Below are 22,238 nucleotides of genomic sequence, written 5' to 3' on the forward strand. Positions count from 1 at the left end.
GTTTAATTTAGTTTCCTAACATCTGCTCTGGTTTAACCCATCTTTCATAGTCTGCTTCTGTAACTAATCCAGTAGCTAATGCCGCTTGTTTTAACGTAAGATTTTCTTCAAATGCTTTTTTAGCAATCTTCGCTCCATTATCATATCCGATATGAGGATTCAATGCTGTAACCAGCATTAAAGATTTCTCCACATATTGATTCATTTTCTCTTGATCTGCCTTGATTCCAGTCAAACAATTCTGATCAAAAGAACGTAACCCGTCTGCCAATAACTCAATACTTTGGATCAAATTATACGCTAAAACCGGCATATAGACATTTAATTCAAAATTCCCTTGTGAAGCGCCGATTCCGATTGTTGAATCATTTCCCATAACTTGAATAGCAATCATCGTTAATGCTTCACATTGTGTTGGGTTGATTTTCCCAGGCATGATCGAGCTTCCTGGTTCATTGGCAGGAATCGTAATTTCACCTAAACCACTGCGAGGACCACTAGCCATCCAGCGAATATCATTTGCCATTTTCATTGTATTAGCGGCAAGTGCTTTTAAAGCACCCGAAGTAAAAACAATCGCATCTTTACTTGCTAATCCATGAAATTTATTTGGATCTTCTGAAAATTGATTATTTGTCTCTTCATTCAAGCTTTTAAGGAATGCATCAATGTATGGTTTTGAGGCGTTCAAACCAGTACCGACTGCCGTCCCACCGATTGCTAGCTGTTTTAGCTCAGTCAGTGATAACTCCAACATACGATAGGCATGTTCTATTCCTGAACGCCATCCGCTGATTTCCTGAGCAAATGTAACTGGTGTCGCGTCTTGTAAATGGGTTCTGCCGATTTTTATGATTTTTTCATTCTGTGATTCTAGTGTTTCTAACGTTTGAATCACTTGTGTCATTACAGGAAATAACTCTTTTTCAATCAAGAATACTGCTGCAACATGAATTCCTGTTGGAAAAACGTCGTTTGAACTTTGAGACATGTTGACATGATCGTTTGGATGAACAAGCGTATCCGTTTTAGCAGCTAAATGAAAAATGACCTCGTTGACGTTCATATTTGTCTGAGTTCCGCTTCCTGTTTGCCATAAAGATAAAGGAAAATGTTCATTTACTTCACCTTTAATGATTCTATCTGCTGCATCTTGAATGGCTTGACTGATGGTTGGATCTAGTTTTCCTGTTGTTTCATTCGCTTTTGCAGCAGACTTTTTCACTAATGCCAAAGCTTTAATAAGAGAAAGGGGCATTTTTTCCGTGCCAATATTGAAATTTTGTTTACTGCGCTCCGTTTGAGCTCCCCAAAGAGCCGTTTCGGGTACTTGAATTGCTCCCATAGAATCTTTTTCGATTCGGTATGACATTCTTTTGATCCACTCCTTTTCCTGACTATTTACTCTTACTATACTGCAAACAACACTTTTTTCATAATGAAATTTCGGATAATTTTGTTTAAATAAAAAAATCAGTCATCATTACGATTACTGATTTTTTAGCTTATTTTTTAGTTTGACCTTCACTACTATGTTTATAGCCATATGCAAAGTAAATAACAAATCCTAAAACTAGTGCAACAACAAAAGCTTTCCATGTAGCTGCCTGTAACTGTAACATCAGCCCAATACTTACAATCACTAAAAGTATCGGTACAAATGGTACAAACGGAATTTTAAATTCATCTGGTTTTGGATCGCCAGCAATTTTTCTTAATCGAATAATACCAATCGCCATCACGATCAAATACATCAATGTGACAATATTCGTCAATTCAGCTAAAAGCTCCATCGGTACTAACCCTGCAAAAATCATTGAACACACACCAGCTACATAAGTCGCATTTCTAGGTGTCCGATGTTTTTCATCAATTTTACTCATGAATTTGGGCAGCAAGCCATCTTTACTAATAGCATAAATAATTCGAGCAAGGCTGTACATCATCGAAATAGTTACTGTTAATAGCGTCAAAATTGCCCCCACGGATATCACAGCAGCTACTCCATCACGTTGTACAAAACGCATCGCAAAGGCTACTGGGTCTTTTACCCCTAGCGCTTCAAAAGGCACGATACCAGTTAAAATTAACGTCACGATCACATATAACACTGTAGTTATGATGATTGAACCTATGATACCTCTTGGAATATCTTTTTGCGGATTTTTAACTTCTTCTGCTGTCATACTAACTGCATCAAAACCTAAAAAGGCAAAGAAAACCACAGCTGCACCACTAACCACTCCCGAAAACCCAAACGGCATAAAAGGCTGCCAGTTATCTGGTTTGATATAAAAAATTCCTACAACCAAAAAGAGTGCAATAATACCAAACTTAACAAAAACCATCACATTGTTCAATCGTAACGCAGTTTTTGCTTCCAATGACACCCAAAATGTAACAGCTAACAGAACCAGCATAGCAATCAAATCCACATAGGTTCCTTTGGCTGGATTATACGCACCACTCAACGCTTTTGGTAAATCTACACCTAGACTGTTTAAAAAGCCATGAACATAACCAGACCAACCAGAAGCAACGGAAGAGACTGCTAGAAAAAATTCACATATTACTAGCCAACCAGTCATCCAAGCAACGATTTCACCAAATACAACATACATATAGGCATACGGTCCGCCAATTGCAGGAATCCTCGAAGCAAACTCTGCATAACATAAACCTGCTAAAATAATTGCCCCTGCTGCTACTAAGAATGAAAGTGATAATGCAGGTCCTGCATATTGTTCAGCCGCAACACCAGTCACAACAAAAATCCCTGTTCCAACAATTGCACCGATCCCTAACATGATCAAATCCATTGTTTTTAAATCTTTTTTCATTGAACTCGGCTCAGCTGATACATCCGTTAGTCCTTTTTTTCTAAACATCGACATTTCTTTTCCTCCAATAAAATCAACACATTTGATTATACAAATAATTGCAGTCATTTTTTTCGTAAAAATAAGCGTAAATAATACATTTACGCTTTCATGTACCCTAAAAGAATACCACCAAAAATGACGAATAGGCAACCAATAATGACATATCTCATTTCTTTTTTGGTTTTTCTTTCACCTAAAATGTAAATTCCGCCTAAAGTAGAGATAATAATCCCCATTTGAGATAAGGAGAAACTGACAGCTAAACCAAGTTGGCGCATCGTCAACAACATACAAATGTTTCCTAAGCCCCATAAAAGCCCACAAATCATATTCATCCAAACATAACGATCCACTTTTATTTTTTTATACGCAAAGAAACTAGCACCAATCACCATTCCAATACTTTGAGGCAAAATAATCCCCATCGGATCAAGTTCAGCTGCTTTGATGATGATTGTATATGCGCCATAACCAACTGTTGATACAAATAATGCCCGTAAACCTTTATTAAAACTCAACATTGAATTAGTCGTTTTCACACCACCGTCATCATCTTGTCGAGCAGTCAAATATGCTCCTAAAACCAATAGAGCCAATGCAATAAAGCCGATAAAATAATCTCTACTACCTTTCCACTCATGAAAGAATACAGCTCCCGCAACCGTATTAATAATCAACTGCATCCCCGTTGAAACAGGCAGACCAACGGACACGCCTAAATATTTCATCCCATGAAACTGCTGATTTTGTCCGACACTCCAGAATAAACCTGACAAAGCGCCTACAACAATCATTTGAATATTGATTGTTGGTTGAATGATAAAAAAGAGAATACTTGAAAAGAACAATGCGCCGATAGTCATGCCAAGCGTTTGCTGGTTGGCACTACCGCCAATCTTACCACTTACTAATCCAATACTCCCCCAAGCAAACATTGGGATCAAAGCCACTAATATCTCCATAGTATACTCCTATCAAAACCTATTATATAGTAAGTCTAACAATAAAAGTGTTCTATATACAACCATAAGAAAGAAAAAAATTCAATAGAATTTCTCTCATTATTCGAGTTGATTAGCGTTTTAGTTCTGATGATAACCCATCATCATCTAACTCTACCTCATTATAAAAAATTAGACATTAACGAAATTTGTCTTCCAAACCGCATTCTTTTTTACCCTTTAGTCAATAAAAAATTTCTTTGAATTACAGATCTTCTCATTTTTTTAATACAAAAATAGCGCTGAGAAATTAAACAAACATTTCTCAACACTACTTATCTTCGCTCATTAAAATAACTCAAAAATGGAAACAACAGTTTCATCGTTGTTCCTTCACCTTCCACAGATTCCACTGTCAGCTTATGTCCTAACTTATCTGCTAGGCTTTTGGCTAGATACAACCCTAATCCGGTTGAATGGTGCTCGCTTGTCCGACCATTTTCCCCAGTAAAGCCTTTATCGAAAATACGTCCTTGATCACCTTCTGGAATCCCAATACCTGTATCTTTCAATGATAGCCACGCACCTTCTTTTGTACGTGAAAAGGTAACCGTGACCTCTCCACCAGTAGGTGTATACTTGATAGCGTTACTAACTAATTGCTTAAAAATAAACACTACCCACTTTGCATCTGTCAAAACCATCTGGTCATTTCCTTCAATTGAAAACCGCAAGTTCTTTTGGATAAAGTAACTCCCTTGTGTTCGAATCACCGACTGAACGATTTCTTTCAACGAATGTTCTTGAATCAAATAATCTCTGGAAAAGCTGTCTAATCGGGCATAATAAAGAACTTGCTCTACATACTCATCTATTTTATTTAACTCATTTTCGACTAAATAATATTTTTTTTCAGGAATATCATCTTCTATAGATTGTAAAATTAAATTCACAGCTGCAAGAGGGACTTTGATTTCATGGACCCAAGAATCGATATAATCTTTTTGGTCTTGTTGATTATTGATTGCCTGTTGCATGACTTGCTGGTGCTCCACCAGTAAACCATTAATATAATCTTGAACCAGCTTTTCTTCTGACTTTGACGCATCTCCAAAATACTGCTGCAAAGAAGGCGGATGTTCTGTAACATCCAAAGAGTTCCACCAACGTTTTTTCAATGAATAATCAATTGTTAAAAATAGCAGAAGAAACAACCCTTGTAATAATACCAAATAACTAATGACTGATGGTTTCATAACCATATCTGGGGATAACCATAAAACAAAACAAGTTACTCCAATAAAAAACAGCCAGCCGACCAGTAAAAGCCAATGATCTTTTAAATACTTACGAACTGTCATTTTTTTCTCCTATCTATGGTACGATGTATCCTTGCCCAACTTTTGTTTCAATATAGCCTTCAATACCTGCTTGTTCGATTTTTTTTCTTAAACGATTGATATTAACAGTCAGCGTATTATCATCAACAAATCGCTCATCTTCCCACAAGGCACGCAATAATTTCTCTCTCGTCAAAATTTTCCCGTGTTTCTTAATTAAAATATACAATAAACGATATTCATTTTTGCTTAAATCAATCACTTCTCCATCGATCTCCATGCTTCCATTATCAACGTTTAAAGTGATTCCATTGTGAGACATGACTTCACTACCTACTTCTGAATAATTATAAGAACGACGCAGTAATGCATTAATTTTAGCAATTAACACATCCAACTGAAACGGTTTAGTGACAAAATCATCTGCCCCCATATTCATCGCCATAATCATATCCATATTCGTATTTCGACTAGAAATAAAAATAATCGGAATTTTAGAAACTTCACGTATTTTTTGACACCAGTAATAACCGTCAAAAACAGGAAGATTGATATCCAATAAAATCAATTGAGGATCTTCACGCTGAAAATCTTCTAAAACATTATTAAAATTCGTCGTTCCAAACGCTTCAAACTGCCATTTCTGTAATTCTTCACTGATTAGATCACGGATGGTTGTTTCATCTTCTATAATCATGATTTTTGCCATATTCACCCTCCAGTTGTTTCTTTCTATTGTACCTTATCAGAAATCACTCGTCATTCATATAGGACTTTTAGCCGAATTTTAAGAAAAAATGATGCCAACCCAAAAAACACTCACTCCAAAACAGCAATTCCACTATCGGCAATCATCTTTCCAATAAATAAAAAGATGCCATTTAACAGTAAAATCGTCATATTAATACCAAAAATGATCGACAATTTCTCGACCCCTTGTATTTTTTCTTTTTGCTTAAGAACCATATATAGAATAAAGTTACTGCCATAGGTGAAAATCGTCAGTACTATAACCAGTTCCATTACCATCTTCTTTTCCTCACAACTATCTTTTATTTTTGTATCCACTTACATTTTACGCTATCAAATCCTTTTTTTAAAGTAAAATAAAACTCATTTCTTACTCTATCAATGAGTTATATCTGTTTCCTCAAAAGATCTTACTCGACTTTTTATCACTAAACAATTATAGATAGTATTTTTTTCTTATTAATAGAGAAAATTTATACTAGAAAAGCAATTATCTAGTTAATAAGTAATTTTTTTCAAACACTTTATTGACCAAAAAAAGGTTTTCCTATAAAATGGATGATAGATAGAAACGAATAGGATAAAAAAAAGCACTTCATGATTTAGCTACCAACTAAACCACGAAGCCCTGAACAGTCAGTGAACACCTGACCAATCAAGTTGCTTAAGCCAATATTTATACATTGACATCTTCCATTTTACTCAATTTTTGCGAAAATTTCTAGAGGTTTTACTAGTTTTTTTCAGAGTAAAGAATGTTTATGCTTATTTATTGTACTTACAATGGCATTGGACGTGTATCCAATGCCATTTTTTTATGTATTCGTTTCTATCTGGAGGGAATTGCTTACTTACTTTTTAATCATATTGTAAAAATTGTCGACCAACCATTGACTATACTAAAAGCTGATCCCAACCAGCTTTTTACCCATTCTCCTGGATGTTTTAATCTGTAAGGAAAGCAACCCTCTAAAAAATAATAGTCAACTACTACTCCCAAGTATTCTTAAGAAAACACAATGAATAAAATGAACACAACTTTTTTTCGTACTTCCTTTTATACGAATATCATTGTTTGTATTTTCTTTATTGATGACTATTAGAACTGGAAATAGGCTTTATTGCTTATTTCCAGTTTATTTTTTACAATCTTTAAATGATTGTTTTTTTACTATAGTAAAAGTTCTCTTTTTTATTATCGAAAAGTTTATCTTCTAATCAAAAAACTTTATGTACTTATTCCAAGTACAACTTTTTCAATGCTAACAGATCCCGAGTATTTGTTAGGTCTATAAAGAATGGACTTTGCCATTTTTGAGTTGCTCGTGCTGTTTTATTCAATCCAGTCACCCACTCTGGATATACTCTAAGAGCCATTTTCCCTTTATTTTCTCCATTATTCAAAATGTTCTTTTCTGCTAAAAGTTCTTTTGGAAATACAAACTGACCGATTTTATTTTGATCGACTATTGTAATAATCAACTTGTTAGGTGCAGTGCAAAAATCATAAGGCTTATTTTTCTTAGATACATCTTTCTCCCAAAAAACAACAAAATAACCAAGCTTTTTTGTCGTTTTTTTCGCCATTCTGCTTCGAAATGATTCATCAGCGACTGAAAATGATGTTCCTTCATAGTCTTTATTTTGTTCTTCTAACGTGACGTTTGTTACCGGATAATCACTGATGTCTTGAATAATACTTATTATATAACTCATCGATTCCAAATCGTTACACCCCTCAATAAAAAAAAGAGAACTTTTGCTCTCTCTCAATCACACTATTTATTGGTTTTCTATTATTTTATAACTAGTTTATAGAAACATCCCTCTGTATGTAATGATTTTTATATAAAGATTATACAATTCGTTGCGAAATTGACCAAGTTTCATATTCAGGCATATCAAAAATATATTTTTCTCTATGCGTTTTTTTGTACTCTTGTTCAATCAGCTGAATCGTATCAGACACGGTGCCATTTTCTAACGCATAGCCATTGAAAATATAAAAAATAACTAGTGTACATTTTTCGTCTATAGCCATCAATCTCGGTAAAATTGTTGATAGTGATTTACCATCAACATTTTCAACCAATTGATTGGCTTTTTCGGCAAGACTTTTATAATAATTAATAAAATCTTGTTCAACTTTGATTGTTTGATCGACTGTTGCAACATATTCTTCTAACTGAATATTCCATAAAAATGCTTCCATTCTACTTCCTCCTAGCGTACAACTCATCGCAATAGCCTCAATTTATCAAACTAACAAAAGTAATATATCCTTATTGATTAATTTTTATAGCAATTTTGATATAGCATTTCTTAATATCTCCTAATAAGATAGCACAAGATACCTATTTTTTTCCATTAAAAAGTCTATTACATATCGTGAGATTAAAAAATAATAATATTTTCTCCAATTTTTATCAATAATAGTCATTAATATACAAGTCAATTTCAGCTAATTTAAGAGATGTAATCTGGTTTCTTTTGATGAAATAAAAATTTCTTTGATACGATTGAGGAAGAGAGCGCCATGATATATTTTTCGTCAACGCCTTTTTTGAGATAATGGATTGTCCTACTCCTTGCTCCAAAAATCTAACAATCATTTCATTATTTTTGATTATCATTTTTTTAGGACTTAAATTTTGTTCTAAAAAGTAGCGTTCTGTGTAATGAAAAACACCAGAATTCTCTTCTCTAACCAACCATAATGATTGGGAAAAATCTCCAGCATGAACCAGCTCATCGGATAAAATTTCTTGACGAACGATTGACTCTGTTATTAGTGGTTTTTCAATAAATCCAAAATGTGCTTGATGTTTCTCAATTTTGTTCAAGACTTCCTCAGAATTATCCATCTCTAAAATAAACGAAACTTCTGGAAACTGGCTAACTAGTTGCGCCATCAATTCAGGTAAATAATAAACAGCAAATGTATTTGATGCAACGATTTTACAGATTTCTTTAGGAACCGTTGGTATCTGGATAGCTTGCAGTGTATCTTCCCAATCATCTGATAGGTTAAGTAGATGATTGTACAAAGTATCTGCTTGTTTAGTAGTGATAATTTCTTGACGTCCATTTCGAACAAATAACTTAATATTAAGTTCTTCTTCTAATTGTTTGATTTGATTTGAAACAGCTGGTTGAGAAATAAATAACTGTTCAGCAGTTTTTGAAAAATTTTTTGTTTCATAAGCGACACGAAATGTTTTCAGTAATTTAAACATAGAGAGCCTTTCCATTCGTTTTCATTATAGATATCATTTTAACTATTTATTTCTCAAATGCAAATTATTCGGTTATACTTGATTTACAGATAAATAAGGAAAGAAGATGAACGAATTAGTGAAGAATAATGATACAACACTATCTTATATAACAAAAGCCATGACTATTTTACCTGGATTAATAACAGCCTTTGTCGTAGCCGTTATTAGTAAAGTAGCAGCAATTTGGCTACCTACTTTAGGTGCTGCGACCATTGCGATTTTACTTGGTATTGTGTTAGGTAATACTTTTTTGAAAAATCCAGTTTTAGAAAAAGGAACAAAAGTGGCAGAAAGTCTATTATTAGAATTTTCGGTTGTGTTATTAGGCGCAACGGTTACCTTTCAAACAATTGCTCAAATTGGAATCAAAGGCGGAATGTTTGTTCTTTTACAAATGAGTTTAACCATTGTCGCTACTTATATGCTTGGAAAAAAAATGCTGTTTTCAGATAATATGTCTTTGTTGATGGCTGGGGGAAATGCAGTCTGCGGCTCATCTGCTGTTGCGTCAATTGCACCTTCAATCAACGCAAAAGAAGAAGAAAAAGGACAGATTATTACATTAGTTAATTTATTGGGAACTATCTTGATGTTGCTGTTGCCAATTATTGCTTCTATTATTTATGGGACTGACATTCTAACAAAAAGCGCCTTAATTGGTGGTATCTTACAATCAGTCGGACAAGTCGTTGCAAGTGCTAGTATGGTTAACAGTCAAGTCGTAGAGCTTTCTATGTTGTTTAAAATCATGCGTATTATGTTGCTTGTAGTTGTCGTTTATCTTTTTGGTAAATTTAAGCACAAAAAATCCGTGGTCTCGAGCACTTCTGAAACGCATCCGAATAAAAAGAAGTCCGCTTTACCTTGGTATATTGTAGGATTTGTTTTATTTTGTATTTTAAACAGTCTCATCCACTTGCCAAAAGAATTAAGTCAAAGCGCTCATTTCCTTAGTGGCTGGTTTGAAATCACCGCTTTAGCTGCAATTGGTTTACGATTAGATTTTCAAAAATTCTTCAAAGAAGGTAAACGCTTCTTAATTTATGGCTTATCAGTTGGGTTGATTCAAGTGATTTTAGCGATTGGATTAATTCGCTTACTAAATATTTAGTTAAACAAAAAAGATCACTCTCATTTTTTAATCGAGTGATCTTTTTCTTTAGTGACGTTATTCATCTTTTTTTGGTTTGAATCCAGCATATGATTTATTGCCGCTTAAATTAAGTACGTACAACACAATAACTAAAGATAAAATTGCTACAGCTAATAATAACGTTTGGACAGCTTCACCATGTAAAACCATCAACTGCCTTAAGATAGCTGTAATACAGATGAGGATCAGATACCTAATTGGTATATGATGTCCTTCTTGAATATACCTTATTATCATCATAATAAACTCAAATAACATAAAAAATGCCACGACTTCCTGCATCACAAGAGATAAATTTTTAGCTGTCATGGGCTTAACGACAAACATACTGATATCCATCAGTTGACGTATCATAAAAATCAAAATGAGTATCGCAAGTAGTCCTAAAACTACATCCAAAACTAGATTGATATATTTTTGCATCTCACCAAATCTTTCTTCTTGTTTCATCACTTTCCTCCTTTGTTTCAAAAGTAGCAACATTCGTTTCGTTTAAAAGCCTTTGCTACTCTTTCTTTATAGAAATAATATAGCATTTTTTTTAAGCGATGTAAAAATCTAAATCTGGCAAAAACTCTGGAAAACAATCGATTTATAGCTCTATTTAAACAAATTATCTATAGAATGGAACAAAAGACCTCTTCTTAACTTAAAAGAAGAGGCCAAAGTATTAATTATTTTGCTAAAGCACCTTTAGCTTGGTCAGCTAATGCAGTAAATGCTGCTGCATCGTTAACTGCTAATTCAGCTAACATTTTGCGGTTGATATCAATCTCTGCCAATTTCAAACCGTGCATTAATTTAGAATAGCTCAAGCCATTCATACGAGCTGCTGCGTTGATACGAGCAATCCATAATTTACGGAAATCACGTTTTTTCTGACGACGATCTCTGTATGCATAACTATAAGATTTCATTACTTGTTCTTTTGCTGTTCTAAATAAAGTATGTTTTGATCCGTAATAGCCTTTCGCTAACTTAAGGATCTTTTTACGACGTTTACGGCTTACTACGCCACCTTTAACACGTGCCATGGTTAATTCCTCCTAAATATCTGTTATCTCTATGAGTTATTTTAATTGCTAGCTTAGTACAAGAATTTTCAGCTTGCTTATTTCATTCTTGCTAATTGTTGACGAATACGTTTGAAATCGCCTGCTGATACCATTCCTGCTTTACGCAATTGACGGCGTTGTTTTTTTGTTTTACCGTGGAAACGGTGACTTGTAAACGCACGGAATCTTTTTAACCCGCCGTTACCAGTACGTTTGAAACGTTTTGCTGATCCGCGGTGTGTTTTTTGTTTTGGCATGACTAATTTTCCTCCTACATTTTCATTTCGTATACAGTTCAACTAAATTAGTTGAAAAAGTTGAACTAGCATCCTCAAAAAATTTCATTAACTAATTATCAGCTTGTTAGCTTAATTTTCATTCTTCGGTGCCAGCGTTAGAAACATGCTGCGTCCGTCCATTTTCGCTTTTTGTTCCACTGTAGCAATATCTGCAGTTTCTTCTGCTAAGCGATCAAGAACTTTCTGACCAATTTCTTTGTGGGTAATGGCACGGCCTTTGAATCGGATAGAAGCTTTCACTTTATCGCCTTTTTCTAAGAATTTACGTGCATTACGAAGTTTTGTATTAAAGTCATTTAAGTCAATTGTTGGACTTAAGCGAACTTCTTTTACGTTGATCACTTTTTGTTTCTTACGAGCTTCGCGCTCTTTCTTTTGCGTTTCGAAACGGAATTTTCCATAATCCATAATTCGCGCAACAGGAGGTTTCGCAGTAGGTGCTACTAGAACTAAATCCAGGTTGGCTGTTTCAGCAATTTGTAATGCTTCCACTTTTGTTTTTACACCTAATTGTTCGCCGTCTTGTCCGATCAAACGTAACTCGCGTGCACGAATGCCGTCGTTCACCATCATATCCTTTGCTATGGTCATTCACCTCCAAGTTTATTACGAGAAAATCATCGCTGAAACTTTTTCCTAAACGTCCATTATCGTAAAAATACAATAAAAAAACAGGCTCTGTTTACAGATCCCGCAATAACTTGGACTTATATCAATTGATACAAGGAATCCAATATCCAGCCCAGTGACAATGTCAGCTAAGGCGAGAAGCGGGTGCTTCTGCTTTCATTTCTCAACTTTATTAGTATATAATCTTTTTTCTTTTTTGTCAATGTTTTTTTGTAATAAAGAAAGAAGCCTTTTCTTTTAAAAATGGCTTCTTTCCTACAGAATTTTTTTTACTTTCCAAGTAATTCTTCCATTTTAACCAATACCCCATCTTCATCATTGGATAAAATGATTTCTTTAGCAGCAACTTTGACAGTTGGTTGTCCGTTACTCATTACATAGCTGTATCCTGCATGTTTCAGCATTTCTAAATCATTCCCACTATCACCAAAAGCTGCTATTTCATGATTTTGTATTCCCCATAATTCTTGTAATTTCATCAATCCATGAGCTTTGTGTATGCCTGGAATAATCAAATCAATATCCCCATGTCCACTTGAAACAGGTACGACTTTATCACCTAACACTTCTGACAGCTGTTCTAACACTTTACCTACTTGTTCAACAGGAAAACTCAAAGCAAACTTAAACAAAGTATCATCTTTCACTTCAAGTAAATCAGGAACCTTTTTCAATCGATGGTAATATTTACTGCCGTGTTCAATAAATGAGGCCGGTTCATCTTCTCTAACGTAGGCACTGTTTTTCCCACAAAGAATTGTATGTCCTTCTTCAAACGCAGTTAAGATAGTCAACACTTCTTCAATGATGGCAGGATCGATTTCTCCACAGAAAACTTCTTTCCCTTCATTAATAACATAAGCACCATTTTCTGATACAAAAGATAATTCATTTTCAATTTCTGGAAAAAAAGATTTAAGTTGATAGTATTGATTCCCACTTGCTACTACAAAACGAATGCCTTGGTGTTTCATCTGCTGATACAACTGAGCAAATTTTTCTCGATCATAGTCTTGCTGGCTATTTAAAAAAGTACCATCCATGTCTACTGCAATCATTTTTACTGCCATTTTATCGCGTCCTTTCAATCTATTAATCCAAAATGTTTTAACCCAAAAGAAATCCCGCCATTCATATAAGACTTCGTAATAAAATCTGCATGACTTTTCACATAATCTGAAGCATTCCCCATAGCAATCGCTGTGTCTACAGCTTCAAACATACCTAAATCATTGTTTCCATCACCAAAAGCATAGGTTGGTAGATGTTCTAAATTTAAACTTTTAATAACTTGTTGAATCCCTGCTTTTTTCGATTGCCCCTTTAATACAACCGCCATTGAATATGGACTATCTCTATAGAAGGTAACTACATCTGAGAATTTCTCTTGATACAAAAGATCTTTTTCTTTATCCTCTGAAAATAGATAGACCATGTAAATTTCATTTTTTTCGTAGAAATCCATAGAAATCTTTGGTAACGGAGCATTATCTAATTGATATAATTTTTCCATACTACCATTTGTATAACAAGCGCCATAGTCATTTTCTGTATAGCAAGCTAATGAATGACCCAATGATTTAGAAAAAGCCATCAATTCTTGAATGACCGCAACAGGTATGACATGTTTTGAGAGCACTTTATGTTCTACCACATTAAATTGTCCATTCAAACTTACATAAGAATCAATCGATGTTGCTGATGTGATTTGTTTAATCTCGTTTGGAGAACGTCCACTTGCAATCAAGGGCAAAACATTGTTCTGTTTTAACTCTAAAATCACCTGATGATTTTCTTTTGAAATTTTTGACTCATTATTTAGCAAGGTTCCATCTAGATCAAAAAATACAAGTGCACTAAAATTTTTCATAGCTGTCCTCTCTTTTTGTTAACTCACTACTATTGTACTACACTTTTATCACATGCAGAAAAAACTTCATTCTACTTGCTAAGTAAATATGTACACAAGCATAATAGAATGAAGTTAAACTTTTCAATCAACTAATAATTAGTGAACTATTTCTAGTCTCTAGAAATTTCCTAGAAAAAGACAAATGATCGAATAAACGCTATATCTATCTTATATGCCCTAGGCTATCCCTGTAGTCCCTACAGTTCTTTGTTTCTTTTATAGTAGTGTTTCTTTTAATCCTTGAGTTAGTATTTGGATACTAGCAGCAGTCTCTAAGTCCTCCATCCCTCTTTTCTCATCAATATCTTGAAAAAAAAGTTGACTTCCTTTTGTATTATCTGAATGTTCAGAAGATTCATCGCACAAAGAAACCTTGATTAATCTTTTGTTATACCATGATGCTTTGTATTCAAGTTTGGATACAAATAATGCCCATGAAACATCTGAAACACCGCGATGTAATTTGTTATTCCTAAAAAACTCTGATTGATGAATATCCTCAATGCAAATCAAATCATACTTACTCACAATTTCTGTAGTGATTTTATTTAGAAAATCGATTCGTTGATTCATTAACTTTTCCCGCATTTTTGCTACTTTCAGTTTTTGTTTTTGATAATTTTTTTGCTGTGAAAGTTCTGTTCCTTTTGTTTTAGCAATTTCCTTACGCCGTGTCAATTTTCTTTCTTCTCTGTTAATACGAGTTTCAAATTCTTTCGTATATTTATCATTATCTATACATTTTCCATTCGATAACACCGCAAATTCAGAGCTTCCTAGAGTTATTCCAATTGCAGAATATGTCTTCTCAACTGTCGGTACTTCTTCTTCACAAAGAATCGAAACAAAGTACTTTTGACTAGGAGTTACAGAAATCGTTGCCGACTTAATTTTCCCTATTACTGGTCGATGCATTTTCATTTTGATCAACGATTTCAATTTTGGCACTTTTAAATATTTCCCGTCAATAATTTTAACTGTGCCATTCTGATTATTCGTTGTATAAGATTTTACAGCGTTTTTCTTTTGTTTCAACTTAGGAAAACCAACTGCTTTTTCTCTATGAAATTTTTTAAATGCTCGATCTAAGTATACTTGTGCATTTGCCAACGCTAGACTGTCGATCTCCTTTAAACAAGGATGCTCTTTTTTATAGTGAGCCGGTGTCGGCAGCTTCACATTTAAATCAGGATTTTCTTTCAACGTCTTGTAAAGCTGAATCCTGTCCTGCAATAAAAGATTATACACAAGTCGAACACAAGAAAAAGTTTTTTTGATAAATTCTTCTTGCATTGAAGTAGGATAAAGTCTGTATTTATACGCTTTTAATACCTTCATTAGAATACCACCCTACCTATAAAAAGCTGAATGAGCTCGATCAGTACTGACAGAAAAATAGGAAATAATGATGAGGATGTTCTTTATCATCGTTATTATTTATCTTTTTTCCGAAGTGCTAGCTCATGAAGCTAGATTGAATAAAAAGCTACATGAGACGCCTAGCTCTTGAGCAAGTTAGGAAATATATTTAAAGATGCTTTTTATCTTTCAATATATTTGTCTACTTGTCGAGAGAGCTGTCTCATACTGCTAGATTGAATAAAAAGCTGAATGAGCTCGATCAGCACTGACAGAAAATGATTACGTCACAATGCAAACTGATTCATTCATCTACCATTTTAAAAATTCTAGCTAAGAAAAAATCATTCTTTTTTCCTAGCTAGTATTTAATTTACAAAGCAACTACTCGTGATTTGCTCTGGCTTTTTTCTCTTCAATTTTTTTACGATACACTTCGACTTCATCTTCAGAACAATAAACATAATGTTCTGACGTGATTTCTCTTAATTTACGCTCTTTATTATCTTCTGGTTGAGGTTTATAAACAATACGTGTACGTGTACGTTCATAATCTGGATCAGGTAATGGAATCGCTGATAATAAGCTTTCAGTGTACGGATGTACGCCAAAGTTATACACATCATCACTTGAACCCATTTCCAACAATCTACCGCTATGCATAACACCAATACGGTCACTGATATGTTTAACCATTGACAAGTCATGGGCAATAAACAAATACGTCAAACCAGCATCTTTTTGTAAGTCTTGTAGTAAGTTAACAACTTGTGCTTGGATAGATACATCTAACGCTGAAATCGGCTCATCACAAATGATAAAACGTGGATCAACTGCTAAAGCTCTAGCAATCCCGATACGTTGGCGTTGCCCACCTGAAAATTCATGCGGATAACGTGTGCCATGACTTGGATCAAGACCAACGACTTTTAACAACTCGTTAACTTTTGACTCACGTTCAGCAGCATCTTTAGCCAAATTGTTGATATCAATTCCTTCAGCGATAATATCATTAACTTTCATTCTTGGGTTCAATGATGCATAAGGATCTTGGAAGATCATTTGAACTTCACGACGGAATGCCTGCATTCCTGCTTTCGAACGAATCTTACTAATATCTTCGCCATCAAAAATGATTTCGCCATCTGTTGGATCATATAAACGGATCACACTACGGCCAGTCGTTGATTTCCCACTACCAGACTCTCCAACTAATCCGAAGGTTTCGCCTTCATAAATATGGAAACTGATATCATCAACGGCTTTAACTTCATCAGGACGTCCTACGTTAAAATATTGTTTTAGTCCTTTAACATCTAAAAGTACTTTTCTTTTTTCACTCATTATTTAACGCCTCCTGTTGTTACTTTATGACGCTCAGCGTAAATCGCCCAACGTCTTACAATTTCAGCTGGAGGTGTGATTTTTGGTGCTTGCGGTGCTAATAACCACGTTGCAGCTTTATGAGTCGGTGACACTTCAAAATATGGTGGTGCTTCTTCTGCATCGATTTTCATTGCAAATTCATTTCGAGGATAGAAAGCATCTCCTTTTGGCGGATCTAATAAATCTGGAGGTGAACCAGGAATAGCATATAATTTATCCTCAGTTCCTTCCATTGTCGGCATTGAGCCTAATAAGCCCCACGTATATGGATGTTGCGGGTTGTAGAAAATCTCTTCTGATGTTCCTACTTCTACTAATCGTCCACCATACATAACTGCTACACGGTCAGCGACATTAGCTACTACACCTAAATCATGTGTGATAAAGATGATTGATGTGCTGATTTTTTGTTGTAAATCTTTTAATAGTTCTAAAATTTGAGCTTGGATAGTTACATCCAAAGCCGTTGTCGGCTCATCAGCAATCAGAACTTCTGGATAACAAATCAAAGCAATCGCAATAACGATACGTTGACGTTGCCCACCTGAAAATTGGTGAGGGTAATTTTTCAAACGTTTTTCAGCGTTTGGAATCCCTACTAATTTCAATAATTCTAAGGCTTGATCTAGTCCTTCTTTTTTAGATACTTTATTGTGTTTGATTAATGATTCAGCTACTTGTTTGCCGATTGGCATTGTTGGATCCAATGATGTCATTGGATCTTGGAAAATCATTGCAATTTCTTTCCCACGAATGGTTTGCATTTGTTTTTCCGTTTTGTGTACGATATCTTCACCTTTAAACAGAATTTCTCCATTATCGATGTTTGCATTGCTGCTTAATAATCGCATGATACTTCTAGTCGTTACTGATTTCCCACTACCAGATTCTCCCACGATTGCAAGTGTCTCACCTTTAAATAGGTCAAAACTAACACCACGAATAGCATTTACTTTTCCAGCAAACGTATCAAAAGAAATCTGTAAGTCTTTTACTTCTAATACTTTTTCCATAGTCATTCACTCTACTCTTTCATCTTAGGATCGAAGGCATCACGTAGTCCGTCAGCTAATAAGTTAAAACAAATCATTACAACTGACAGAGTTACGGCAGGAATCCACATCAAATATGGAAGGAAACGGAAGGTTTTGTATCCTTCATTCAATAATGTTCCAAGAGAAGCGGTCGGCGGTCTTAATCCTAAACCGATGAAACTTAGAAACGCTTCGAAGAAAATTGCCGATGGAATACTAAACATCATTTGAACAATGATTACGCTAGAAATATTCGGCAAGATATGCTTGATAGCAATCTTCAAGCGAGATTCACCTAGTGTTTGGGCAGCTAAGACAAATTCTTGATCTTTTAGTTTCAAGGTCTGAGCCCGAACAATTCTGGCCATTGAAATCCAGTTAGTAATAACCATCGCTAAAACGATTGACAAAATACCTGGATCAAAAACTGTCAGCATCAAAATCATAACAACTAAGTTAGGAATTCCTGAAAGAACTTCCAAAACACGTTGCATCACTGTATCGACACGTCCGCCTAATAATCCTGAAATCAATCCGTAAGTTACTCCGATTGTAATATCAAGTAAAGCAGCGATAAACGCGATTAATAATGAGATACGAGTTCCCATGAATAAACGGCTTAACACATCACGGCCTAAACCGTCTGTTCCTAAATAGAAATTAACGCTATCTGGAACATTTGCTTGAGCATATTTATCAACAATTTTACCAGCAACAGTTGCTGTACCGTTAAATCCGTTGATACTATCTAAAAACGGAATACGCGGTGGTAAATTGATATAAGCAACATTTTGCTGCGTTGGGTCATGAGGCGAAACCCAAATTGTAATAATAGAAATAAAGATGATGATTCCTAATAAAATTAAAGAAATTACAGCCGCTTTATTCTTTTTCAAACGGCGCCAAGAATCTTGTAAAAAGCTCAATGACGGCGTTGCAATTCGTTCTCTTTCCTTAGTTGTAGATGTATCCAAAGGTTGGAATTCACCTACCGGAATTGTTTTGATTTTTTCTGGTACATTGTTTAAGTCAACTGTTTCCATTAACCTTTGGCACCTCCTGAAACACGAATTCTTGGATCAATTAATCCATAAAGTAAATCAACAATTAAGATAACAAATACTAACAAAGCAGAATATAAAATCGTTACTGCCATAATTGTTGGATAGTCATTGGTCATAATTGATTTTACGAATTGCTCCCCAATACCTGGGATAGCGAAAATATTTTCAACAACTAACGATCCTGTCATCAAACCGACCGCTAAAGGTCCTAATAAAGTGATCAAAGGAATCAAACTGTTTCTAAGTCCATGTCTTACGGCAACTTGCCAACGGCTCAAGCCTTTTGCACGTGCTAACTCTACATAATCACTATGTAAAACTTCAACCATTTCGGTTCGTATAAACCTGGCGGAATCGGCCATCGGACTCATTGCCAAGGCAATCGTCGGTAAAATCGTATAAGCAAAACCGTTCCACATTGCAATCGGTAGAACTTTCAATTTCATAGCAAAAATATATTGTAATAATACGGCAAAAACAAAGTTAGGAATAGAACGTCCTAAGATAGCCATTAATGTAGCTAATGTATCTACCCATGTATTTTGACGCATCGCCGCAATGATTCCTAGTAAAATACCCACTAGTGTACCAAAGATGATGGCTTGTGCACCTAATTGTACTGACGGTCCGATACGACCTGCCAAAAGTTTTGCTACAGGTTGATTTTTAAATTGGAAGGAAATTCCAAAGTCACCCACAACAAGATTTTTTAAGTAGATTCCATATTGAACGATTACTGGTTTATCTAAACCTGACTGCTTGTTCAACATAGCGATTGTTTCTGGACTAAGTTTCTCTTGGTTGGTATAAGGAGTACCTGGTAATAATTGCATTAGGAAAAACGTAATCGTTGCGATCAACCACAATGTGACGATCATAAAGAAGACCCGTTTAAGAAAATATTTTCCAAAACTGTTCAAGAATGACACCTCCGAGATTATTTTGACTTCATCAGTTATTTTCGATAAAGTAAGGATAGAAAATTTAAGTAAGGATGAGCACATGAAAAATTTTAAATGGCCCTTGATTACCTCAGCGGTCTCAAGCATCGGTATTTTCACTTACCTACTATTAATAAAACAGTCACTAACTATCCGTTCTGTATCTGATACCTTTTTCATCGTTTCATTGTTCTTTTTAATTATCGGTTTAGCCTTATGGATCATGTCCTCAGGATTTTTCGATAATTTCCAACGTTTTATGAAAATGCATTTTCGTTTTAAAAAGAAAAATGAACCGAAAGAATTCATTCCATTTTCAGAAATTGGCAAAGCACATCAGCTTTACTGGATTGAAACTGGCGGTATTTTACTGATCGTCTCTATTGTTTCTTTATTATTTTACTTTTTCTAAGCAAAGATAGCAAGAGGACCGTTGCCTTTTTATTCAAAGAGGGCAAAGGTCCTTTTACTATTGACAACTATTTCAGACTATTCTGAAATGTATGTCCATTTGTAATCGTATTGCGCACCTGCTGGATGGAAACCAACATCTTTAACTTTTTCAGCACGTAAGTGAGCTTCAGCTTTTTGATAAAGAGGAATTACACCCATGTCGCCCATGATTGTTTTCTCTGCATCAACCATATTTTCCCAACGTTTTTCAGGATCATTCGCATTTGTAGTTGAAGCTTCTTTTATTGATTTGTCGTATTCAGGATTACTGTAACGTCCACGGTTATATGGAACGCCTGTTTGAAATAGATCTAAGAAACTACTTGGATCTACATAGTCAGCTCCCCAGCCTCCGATAACAGTTTTGAAATCACCTTTATTTGAGCGGTCTATACGTACAGAAAGTGGTACTGGACTAACAGTAACTTTGGTACCTTCTAAGGATTCTTGAATCGCACCTTGAATGTACTCAACTGTTTTCTTAGATGAATCCGCATCAGAAGATAAGATATCGATGTCTAATGTTTTAATTCCTAATTCTTTCTTCGCTTTTTCCCAATGTTCTTTAGCTTTTTCTTTATCGTAGGTAATCTTGTCTTCAGCTGCTACAGTAAAGTCTTCTTTTCCATCTGGAGATGTAGACATGTCAGCTGGAACTAGACCTTTAGGTTCTACTGAACCGTCACCTAAGATTTGTTCAACTAGAGATTTACGGTCAATAGAGTAAGAAATTGCTTTTCTTAAATTTTCGTTTCTATATGGAGATTTTTCGTCTTTTTGGTTTAATTCCATATATTGTGTTGATGCTTCTTTTTGAATTACAAGTTGTGGATCATTGGCAGCTTGTTGCGCTAATTCACCAGTCAATGTAACATCATCTGCTTGTCCATCTTGGAATAAGTTGTATGAAGTTGGCGCTTCTTTTACAACATTCGTTTTTACTTCATCCAATTTTACAGTATCTGCATCCCAATATTCTTTATTTTTCTTATATGACCATTCTGTATCTGTTCCTGGTCCATCAAAACCAGCTAAGACAAACGGTCCGTTATAAACTGATTTTTCGCTAGTTGAAGCGTAGTCTTTTCCATATTTTTCCACGATGTCTTTTCTTTGTGGGAAGAATGATGGGAATGCTAGTAGATAATCAAAGTATGGCGTTGCTTTTTCTAATGTGATTTCTAATTCGTAATCACCAGTTGCTTTGATTCCTAATTCAGCTTTGTCTTTCTTACCTGCTGCAACATCAGCACCATTTTTTACAGATTCGTAAAGATAAGCATATTCTGAAGCGGTCGCAGGATCAACTGTACGTTGCCATCCATAAACGTAGTCTTCTGCTTTAACAGGTTTTCCGTCTGACCATTTTGCTTTTTCGTTTAATTTAATCTTGTAGGTAATCCCGTCTTCACTAATTTCTGCTTTTTCACTTGCTCCAGCAGGTTCTGGTTTATTATCTAAGTTCAAACGATAGATTCCTTCATATACATTGTTTAAAGCAGAAAAGCTGATCGTGTCAGTTGCTACTGATAAATCAGCACTTGGCATCTCCTGTAAAACATTCACACGGAAAACTTGCTCACCGCTTGGTTTTCCACCAGACCCTTTTGCGCTATCTGAATCAGCTGTTTTACTGCCTCCGTTACCGCATGCAGCTAGTGTTAAACTAAATAAAGTGATGAATCCAAAAGTAAGTGACTTTTTTAACTTCATTCTTTTTTCCTCCCTAAAAGACTCTCAGTATTTTCTGAAAAATCAGAA

Annotated in this window: 23 protein-coding genes and 1 other annotated feature; of the genes, 2 read left to right on the top strand and 21 right to left on the bottom strand. The window is 34.9% G+C overall.

Annotated elements, in window-relative coordinates:
- Positions 1 to 7: 7 nt before the first annotated feature.
- The 9 genes from fumC to AC4BB2_RS11030 all read right to left on the bottom strand — a co-directional run bounded on the left by fumC (position 8) and on the right by AC4BB2_RS11030 (position 9,149).
- A complete protein-coding gene (gene fumC / locus AC4BB2_RS10990) occupies positions 8 to 1,372 on the bottom strand; it encodes a class II fumarate hydratase (protein ID WP_490472975.1) in 1,365 nt (454 codons plus the stop codon).
- Positions 1,373 to 1,505: 133 nt separating this feature from the next.
- On the bottom strand, positions 1,506 to 2,894 hold the full coding sequence (locus AC4BB2_RS10995; RefSeq protein ID WP_490472976.1) for an amino acid permease: 1,389 nt from the start codon (positions 2,892 to 2,894) through the stop codon (positions 1,506 to 1,508).
- Positions 2,895 to 2,980: 86 nt separating this feature from the next.
- The gene (locus AC4BB2_RS11000) at positions 2,981 to 3,844 is read right to left on the bottom strand and encodes a GRP family sugar transporter (RefSeq protein WP_490472977.1); all 864 of its coding nucleotides are present in this window, start codon (positions 3,842 to 3,844) and stop codon (positions 2,981 to 2,983) included.
- A gap of 314 nt (positions 3,845 to 4,158) precedes the next feature.
- A complete protein-coding gene (gene sapS / locus AC4BB2_RS11005) occupies positions 4,159 to 5,184 on the bottom strand; it encodes a two-component system sensor histidine kinase SapS (protein ID WP_490472978.1) in 1,026 nt (341 codons plus the stop codon).
- 13 nt (positions 5,185 to 5,197) lie between these two features.
- Positions 5,198 to 5,872: a two-component system response regulator SapR gene (gene sapR, locus AC4BB2_RS11010; RefSeq protein ID WP_490472979.1), complete on the bottom strand. Its 675-nt coding sequence runs from the start codon at positions 5,870 to 5,872 to the stop codon at positions 5,198 to 5,200.
- Positions 5,873 to 5,982: 110 nt separating this feature from the next.
- Entirely contained in the window at positions 5,983 to 6,192 is a 210-nt protein-coding gene (locus tag AC4BB2_RS11015; protein WP_490472980.1) for a hypothetical protein, read from the bottom strand.
- Positions 6,193 to 7,149: 957 nt separating this feature from the next.
- Positions 7,150 to 7,629, bottom strand: coding sequence for a MepB family protein (locus AC4BB2_RS11020; RefSeq protein ID WP_490474694.1), 480 nt, complete (start codon positions 7,627 to 7,629; stop codon positions 7,150 to 7,152).
- A gap of 139 nt (positions 7,630 to 7,768) precedes the next feature.
- Entirely contained in the window at positions 7,769 to 8,125 is a 357-nt protein-coding gene (locus AC4BB2_RS11025; RefSeq protein ID WP_490472981.1) for a DUF7006 family protein, read from the bottom strand.
- Between the two features lie 214 nt (positions 8,126 to 8,339).
- A complete protein-coding gene (locus tag AC4BB2_RS11030) occupies positions 8,340 to 9,149 on the bottom strand; it encodes a LysR family transcriptional regulator (RefSeq protein ID WP_490472982.1) in 810 nt (269 codons plus the stop codon).
- 106 nt (positions 9,150 to 9,255) lie between these two features.
- On the opposite strand from AC4BB2_RS11030, the gene AC4BB2_RS11035 reads away from it, so the two are divergent.
- A complete protein-coding gene (locus tag AC4BB2_RS11035; protein ID WP_490472983.1) occupies positions 9,256 to 10,302 on the top strand; it encodes a YeiH family protein in 1,047 nt (348 codons plus the stop codon).
- A 57-nt stretch (positions 10,303 to 10,359) separates the two neighbouring features.
- Here the strand turns inward: AC4BB2_RS11035 and psiE are convergent, their stop codons facing one another.
- The 11 genes from psiE to opp1B all read right to left on the bottom strand — a co-directional run bounded on the left by psiE (position 10,360) and on the right by opp1B (position 20,003).
- Entirely contained in the window at positions 10,360 to 10,794 is a 435-nt protein-coding gene (gene psiE / locus AC4BB2_RS11040) for a phosphate-starvation-inducible protein PsiE (RefSeq protein WP_490472984.1), read from the bottom strand.
- 224 nt (positions 10,795 to 11,018) lie between these two features.
- Positions 11,019 to 11,378: a 50S ribosomal protein L20 gene (rplT, locus tag AC4BB2_RS11045; protein WP_010763962.1), complete on the bottom strand. Its 360-nt coding sequence runs from the start codon at positions 11,376 to 11,378 to the stop codon at positions 11,019 to 11,021.
- 77 nt (positions 11,379 to 11,455) lie between these two features.
- Positions 11,456 to 11,656: a 50S ribosomal protein L35 gene (gene rpmI, locus AC4BB2_RS11050; protein ID WP_010771140.1), complete on the bottom strand. Its 201-nt coding sequence runs from the start codon at positions 11,654 to 11,656 to the stop codon at positions 11,456 to 11,458.
- 111 nt (positions 11,657 to 11,767) lie between these two features.
- Positions 11,768 to 12,289, bottom strand: a complete 522-nt coding sequence (gene infC / locus AC4BB2_RS11055; RefSeq protein ID WP_010762696.1) for a translation initiation factor IF-3 — start codon at positions 12,287 to 12,289, stop codon at positions 11,768 to 11,770.
- 68 nt (positions 12,290 to 12,357) lie between these two features.
- Positions 12,358 to 12,490: a sequence feature (ribosomal protein L20 leader region), on the bottom strand.
- A 107-nt stretch (positions 12,491 to 12,597) separates the two neighbouring features.
- Positions 12,598 to 13,398 carry a Cof-type HAD-IIB family hydrolase gene (locus AC4BB2_RS11060; protein WP_490472985.1) on the bottom strand — a complete coding sequence of 267 codons (801 nt, stop codon included), beginning with the start codon at positions 13,396 to 13,398 and terminating at the stop codon, positions 12,598 to 12,600.
- A 14-nt stretch (positions 13,399 to 13,412) separates the two neighbouring features.
- Complete coding sequence (locus tag AC4BB2_RS11065; RefSeq protein WP_490472986.1) at positions 13,413 to 14,198, bottom strand: Cof-type HAD-IIB family hydrolase; 786 nt, start codon at positions 14,196 to 14,198, stop codon at positions 13,413 to 13,415.
- A gap of 258 nt (positions 14,199 to 14,456) precedes the next feature.
- Complete coding sequence (locus tag AC4BB2_RS11070) at positions 14,457 to 15,578, bottom strand: RNA-guided endonuclease TnpB family protein (RefSeq protein ID WP_490472987.1); 1,122 nt, start codon at positions 15,576 to 15,578, stop codon at positions 14,457 to 14,459.
- Between the two features lie 405 nt (positions 15,579 to 15,983).
- Positions 15,984 to 16,943 (bottom strand): ABC transporter ATP-binding protein, encoded by a 960-nt coding sequence (locus AC4BB2_RS11075; protein ID WP_490472988.1) that lies wholly within the window; start codon positions 16,941 to 16,943, stop codon positions 15,984 to 15,986.
- Positions 16,943 to 18,004 carry an oligopeptide ABC transporter ATP-binding protein Opp1D gene (opp1D, locus tag AC4BB2_RS11080; protein WP_490472989.1) on the bottom strand — a complete coding sequence of 354 codons (1,062 nt, stop codon included), beginning with the start codon at positions 18,002 to 18,004 and terminating at the stop codon, positions 16,943 to 16,945. The genes AC4BB2_RS11075 and opp1D overlap by 1 nt, the downstream gene beginning before the upstream one ends.
- 5 nt (positions 18,005 to 18,009) lie before the next feature.
- Positions 18,010 to 19,062, bottom strand: coding sequence for an oligopeptide ABC transporter permease (opp3C, locus tag AC4BB2_RS11085; RefSeq protein ID WP_490472990.1), 1,053 nt, complete (start codon positions 19,060 to 19,062; stop codon positions 18,010 to 18,012).
- Positions 19,062 to 20,003 (bottom strand): oligopeptide ABC transporter permease Opp1B, encoded by a 942-nt coding sequence (gene opp1B, locus AC4BB2_RS11090; protein ID WP_207111369.1) that lies wholly within the window; start codon positions 20,001 to 20,003, stop codon positions 19,062 to 19,064. The genes opp3C and opp1B overlap by 1 nt, the downstream gene beginning before the upstream one ends.
- An 82-nt stretch (positions 20,004 to 20,085) precedes the next feature.
- On the opposite strand from opp1B, the gene AC4BB2_RS11095 reads away from it, so the two are divergent.
- Complete coding sequence (locus tag AC4BB2_RS11095; protein WP_069634351.1) at positions 20,086 to 20,436, top strand: DUF3899 domain-containing protein; 351 nt, start codon at positions 20,086 to 20,088, stop codon at positions 20,434 to 20,436.
- A gap of 77 nt (positions 20,437 to 20,513) precedes the next feature.
- Here AC4BB2_RS11095 and AC4BB2_RS11100 read toward each other — a convergent pair whose 3' ends face one another.
- The gene (locus tag AC4BB2_RS11100) at positions 20,514 to 22,190 is read right to left on the bottom strand and encodes a peptide ABC transporter substrate-binding protein (protein WP_490472991.1); all 1,677 of its coding nucleotides are present in this window, start codon (positions 22,188 to 22,190) and stop codon (positions 20,514 to 20,516) included.
- Positions 22,191 to 22,238: the final 48 nt, after the last annotated feature.

Source organism: Enterococcus sp. AAFC-DPL-5146, assembly GCF_058216635.1.

Coding starts and splice junctions, on each gene's coding strand:
- fumC (WP_490472975.1), bottom strand. CDS start 1,372: ATGTCATACCGAATCGAAAAAGATTCTATGGGAGCAATTCAAGTACCC.
- AC4BB2_RS10995 (WP_490472976.1), bottom strand. CDS start 2,894: ATGTCGATGTTTAGAAAAAAAGGACTAACGGATGTATCAGCTGAGCCG.
- AC4BB2_RS11000 (WP_490472977.1), bottom strand. CDS start 3,844: ATGGAGATATTAGTGGCTTTGATCCCAATGTTTGCTTGGGGGAGTATT.
- sapS (WP_490472978.1), bottom strand. CDS start 5,184: ATGACAGTTCGTAAGTATTTAAAAGATCATTGGCTTTTACTGGTCGGC.
- sapR (WP_490472979.1), bottom strand. CDS start 5,872: ATGGCAAAAATCATGATTATAGAAGATGAAACAACCATCCGTGATCTA.
- AC4BB2_RS11015 (WP_490472980.1), bottom strand. CDS start 6,192: ATGGTAATGGAACTGGTTATAGTACTGACGATTTTCACCTATGGCAGT.
- AC4BB2_RS11020 (WP_490474694.1), bottom strand. CDS start 7,629: ATGAGTTATATAATAAGTATTATTCAAGACATCAGTGATTATCCGGTA.
- AC4BB2_RS11025 (WP_490472981.1), bottom strand. CDS start 8,125: ATGGAAGCATTTTTATGGAATATTCAGTTAGAAGAATATGTTGCAACA.
- AC4BB2_RS11030 (WP_490472982.1), bottom strand. CDS start 9,149: ATGTTTAAATTACTGAAAACATTTCGTGTCGCTTATGAAACAAAAAAT.
- AC4BB2_RS11035 (WP_490472983.1), top strand. CDS start 9,256: ATGAACGAATTAGTGAAGAATAATGATACAACACTATCTTATATAACA.
- psiE (WP_490472984.1), bottom strand. CDS start 10,794: ATGAAACAAGAAGAAAGATTTGGTGAGATGCAAAAATATATCAATCTA.
- rplT (WP_010763962.1), bottom strand. CDS start 11,378: ATGGCACGTGTTAAAGGTGGCGTAGTAAGCCGTAAACGTCGTAAAAAG.
- rpmI (WP_010771140.1), bottom strand. CDS start 11,656: ATGCCAAAACAAAAAACACACCGCGGATCAGCAAAACGTTTCAAACGT.
- infC (WP_010762696.1), bottom strand. CDS start 12,289: ATGACCATAGCAAAGGATATGATGGTGAACGACGGCATTCGTGCACGC.
- AC4BB2_RS11060 (WP_490472985.1), bottom strand. CDS start 13,398: ATGGCAGTAAAAATGATTGCAGTAGACATGGATGGTACTTTTTTAAAT.
- AC4BB2_RS11065 (WP_490472986.1), bottom strand. CDS start 14,198: ATGAAAAATTTTAGTGCACTTGTATTTTTTGATCTAGATGGAACCTTG.
- AC4BB2_RS11070 (WP_490472987.1), bottom strand. CDS start 15,578: ATGAAGGTATTAAAAGCGTATAAATACAGACTTTATCCTACTTCAATG.
- AC4BB2_RS11075 (WP_490472988.1), bottom strand. CDS start 16,943: ATGAGTGAAAAAAGAAAAGTACTTTTAGATGTTAAAGGACTAAAACAA.
- opp1D (WP_490472989.1), bottom strand. CDS start 18,004: ATGACTATGGAAAAAGTATTAGAAGTAAAAGACTTACAGATTTCTTTT.
- opp3C (WP_490472990.1), bottom strand. CDS start 19,062: ATGGAAACAGTTGACTTAAACAATGTACCAGAAAAAATCAAAACAATT.
- AC4BB2_RS11095 (WP_069634351.1), top strand. CDS start 20,086: ATGAAAAATTTTAAATGGCCCTTGATTACCTCAGCGGTCTCAAGCATC.
- AC4BB2_RS11100 (WP_490472991.1), bottom strand. CDS start 22,190: ATGAAGTTAAAAAAGTCACTTACTTTTGGATTCATCACTTTATTTAGT.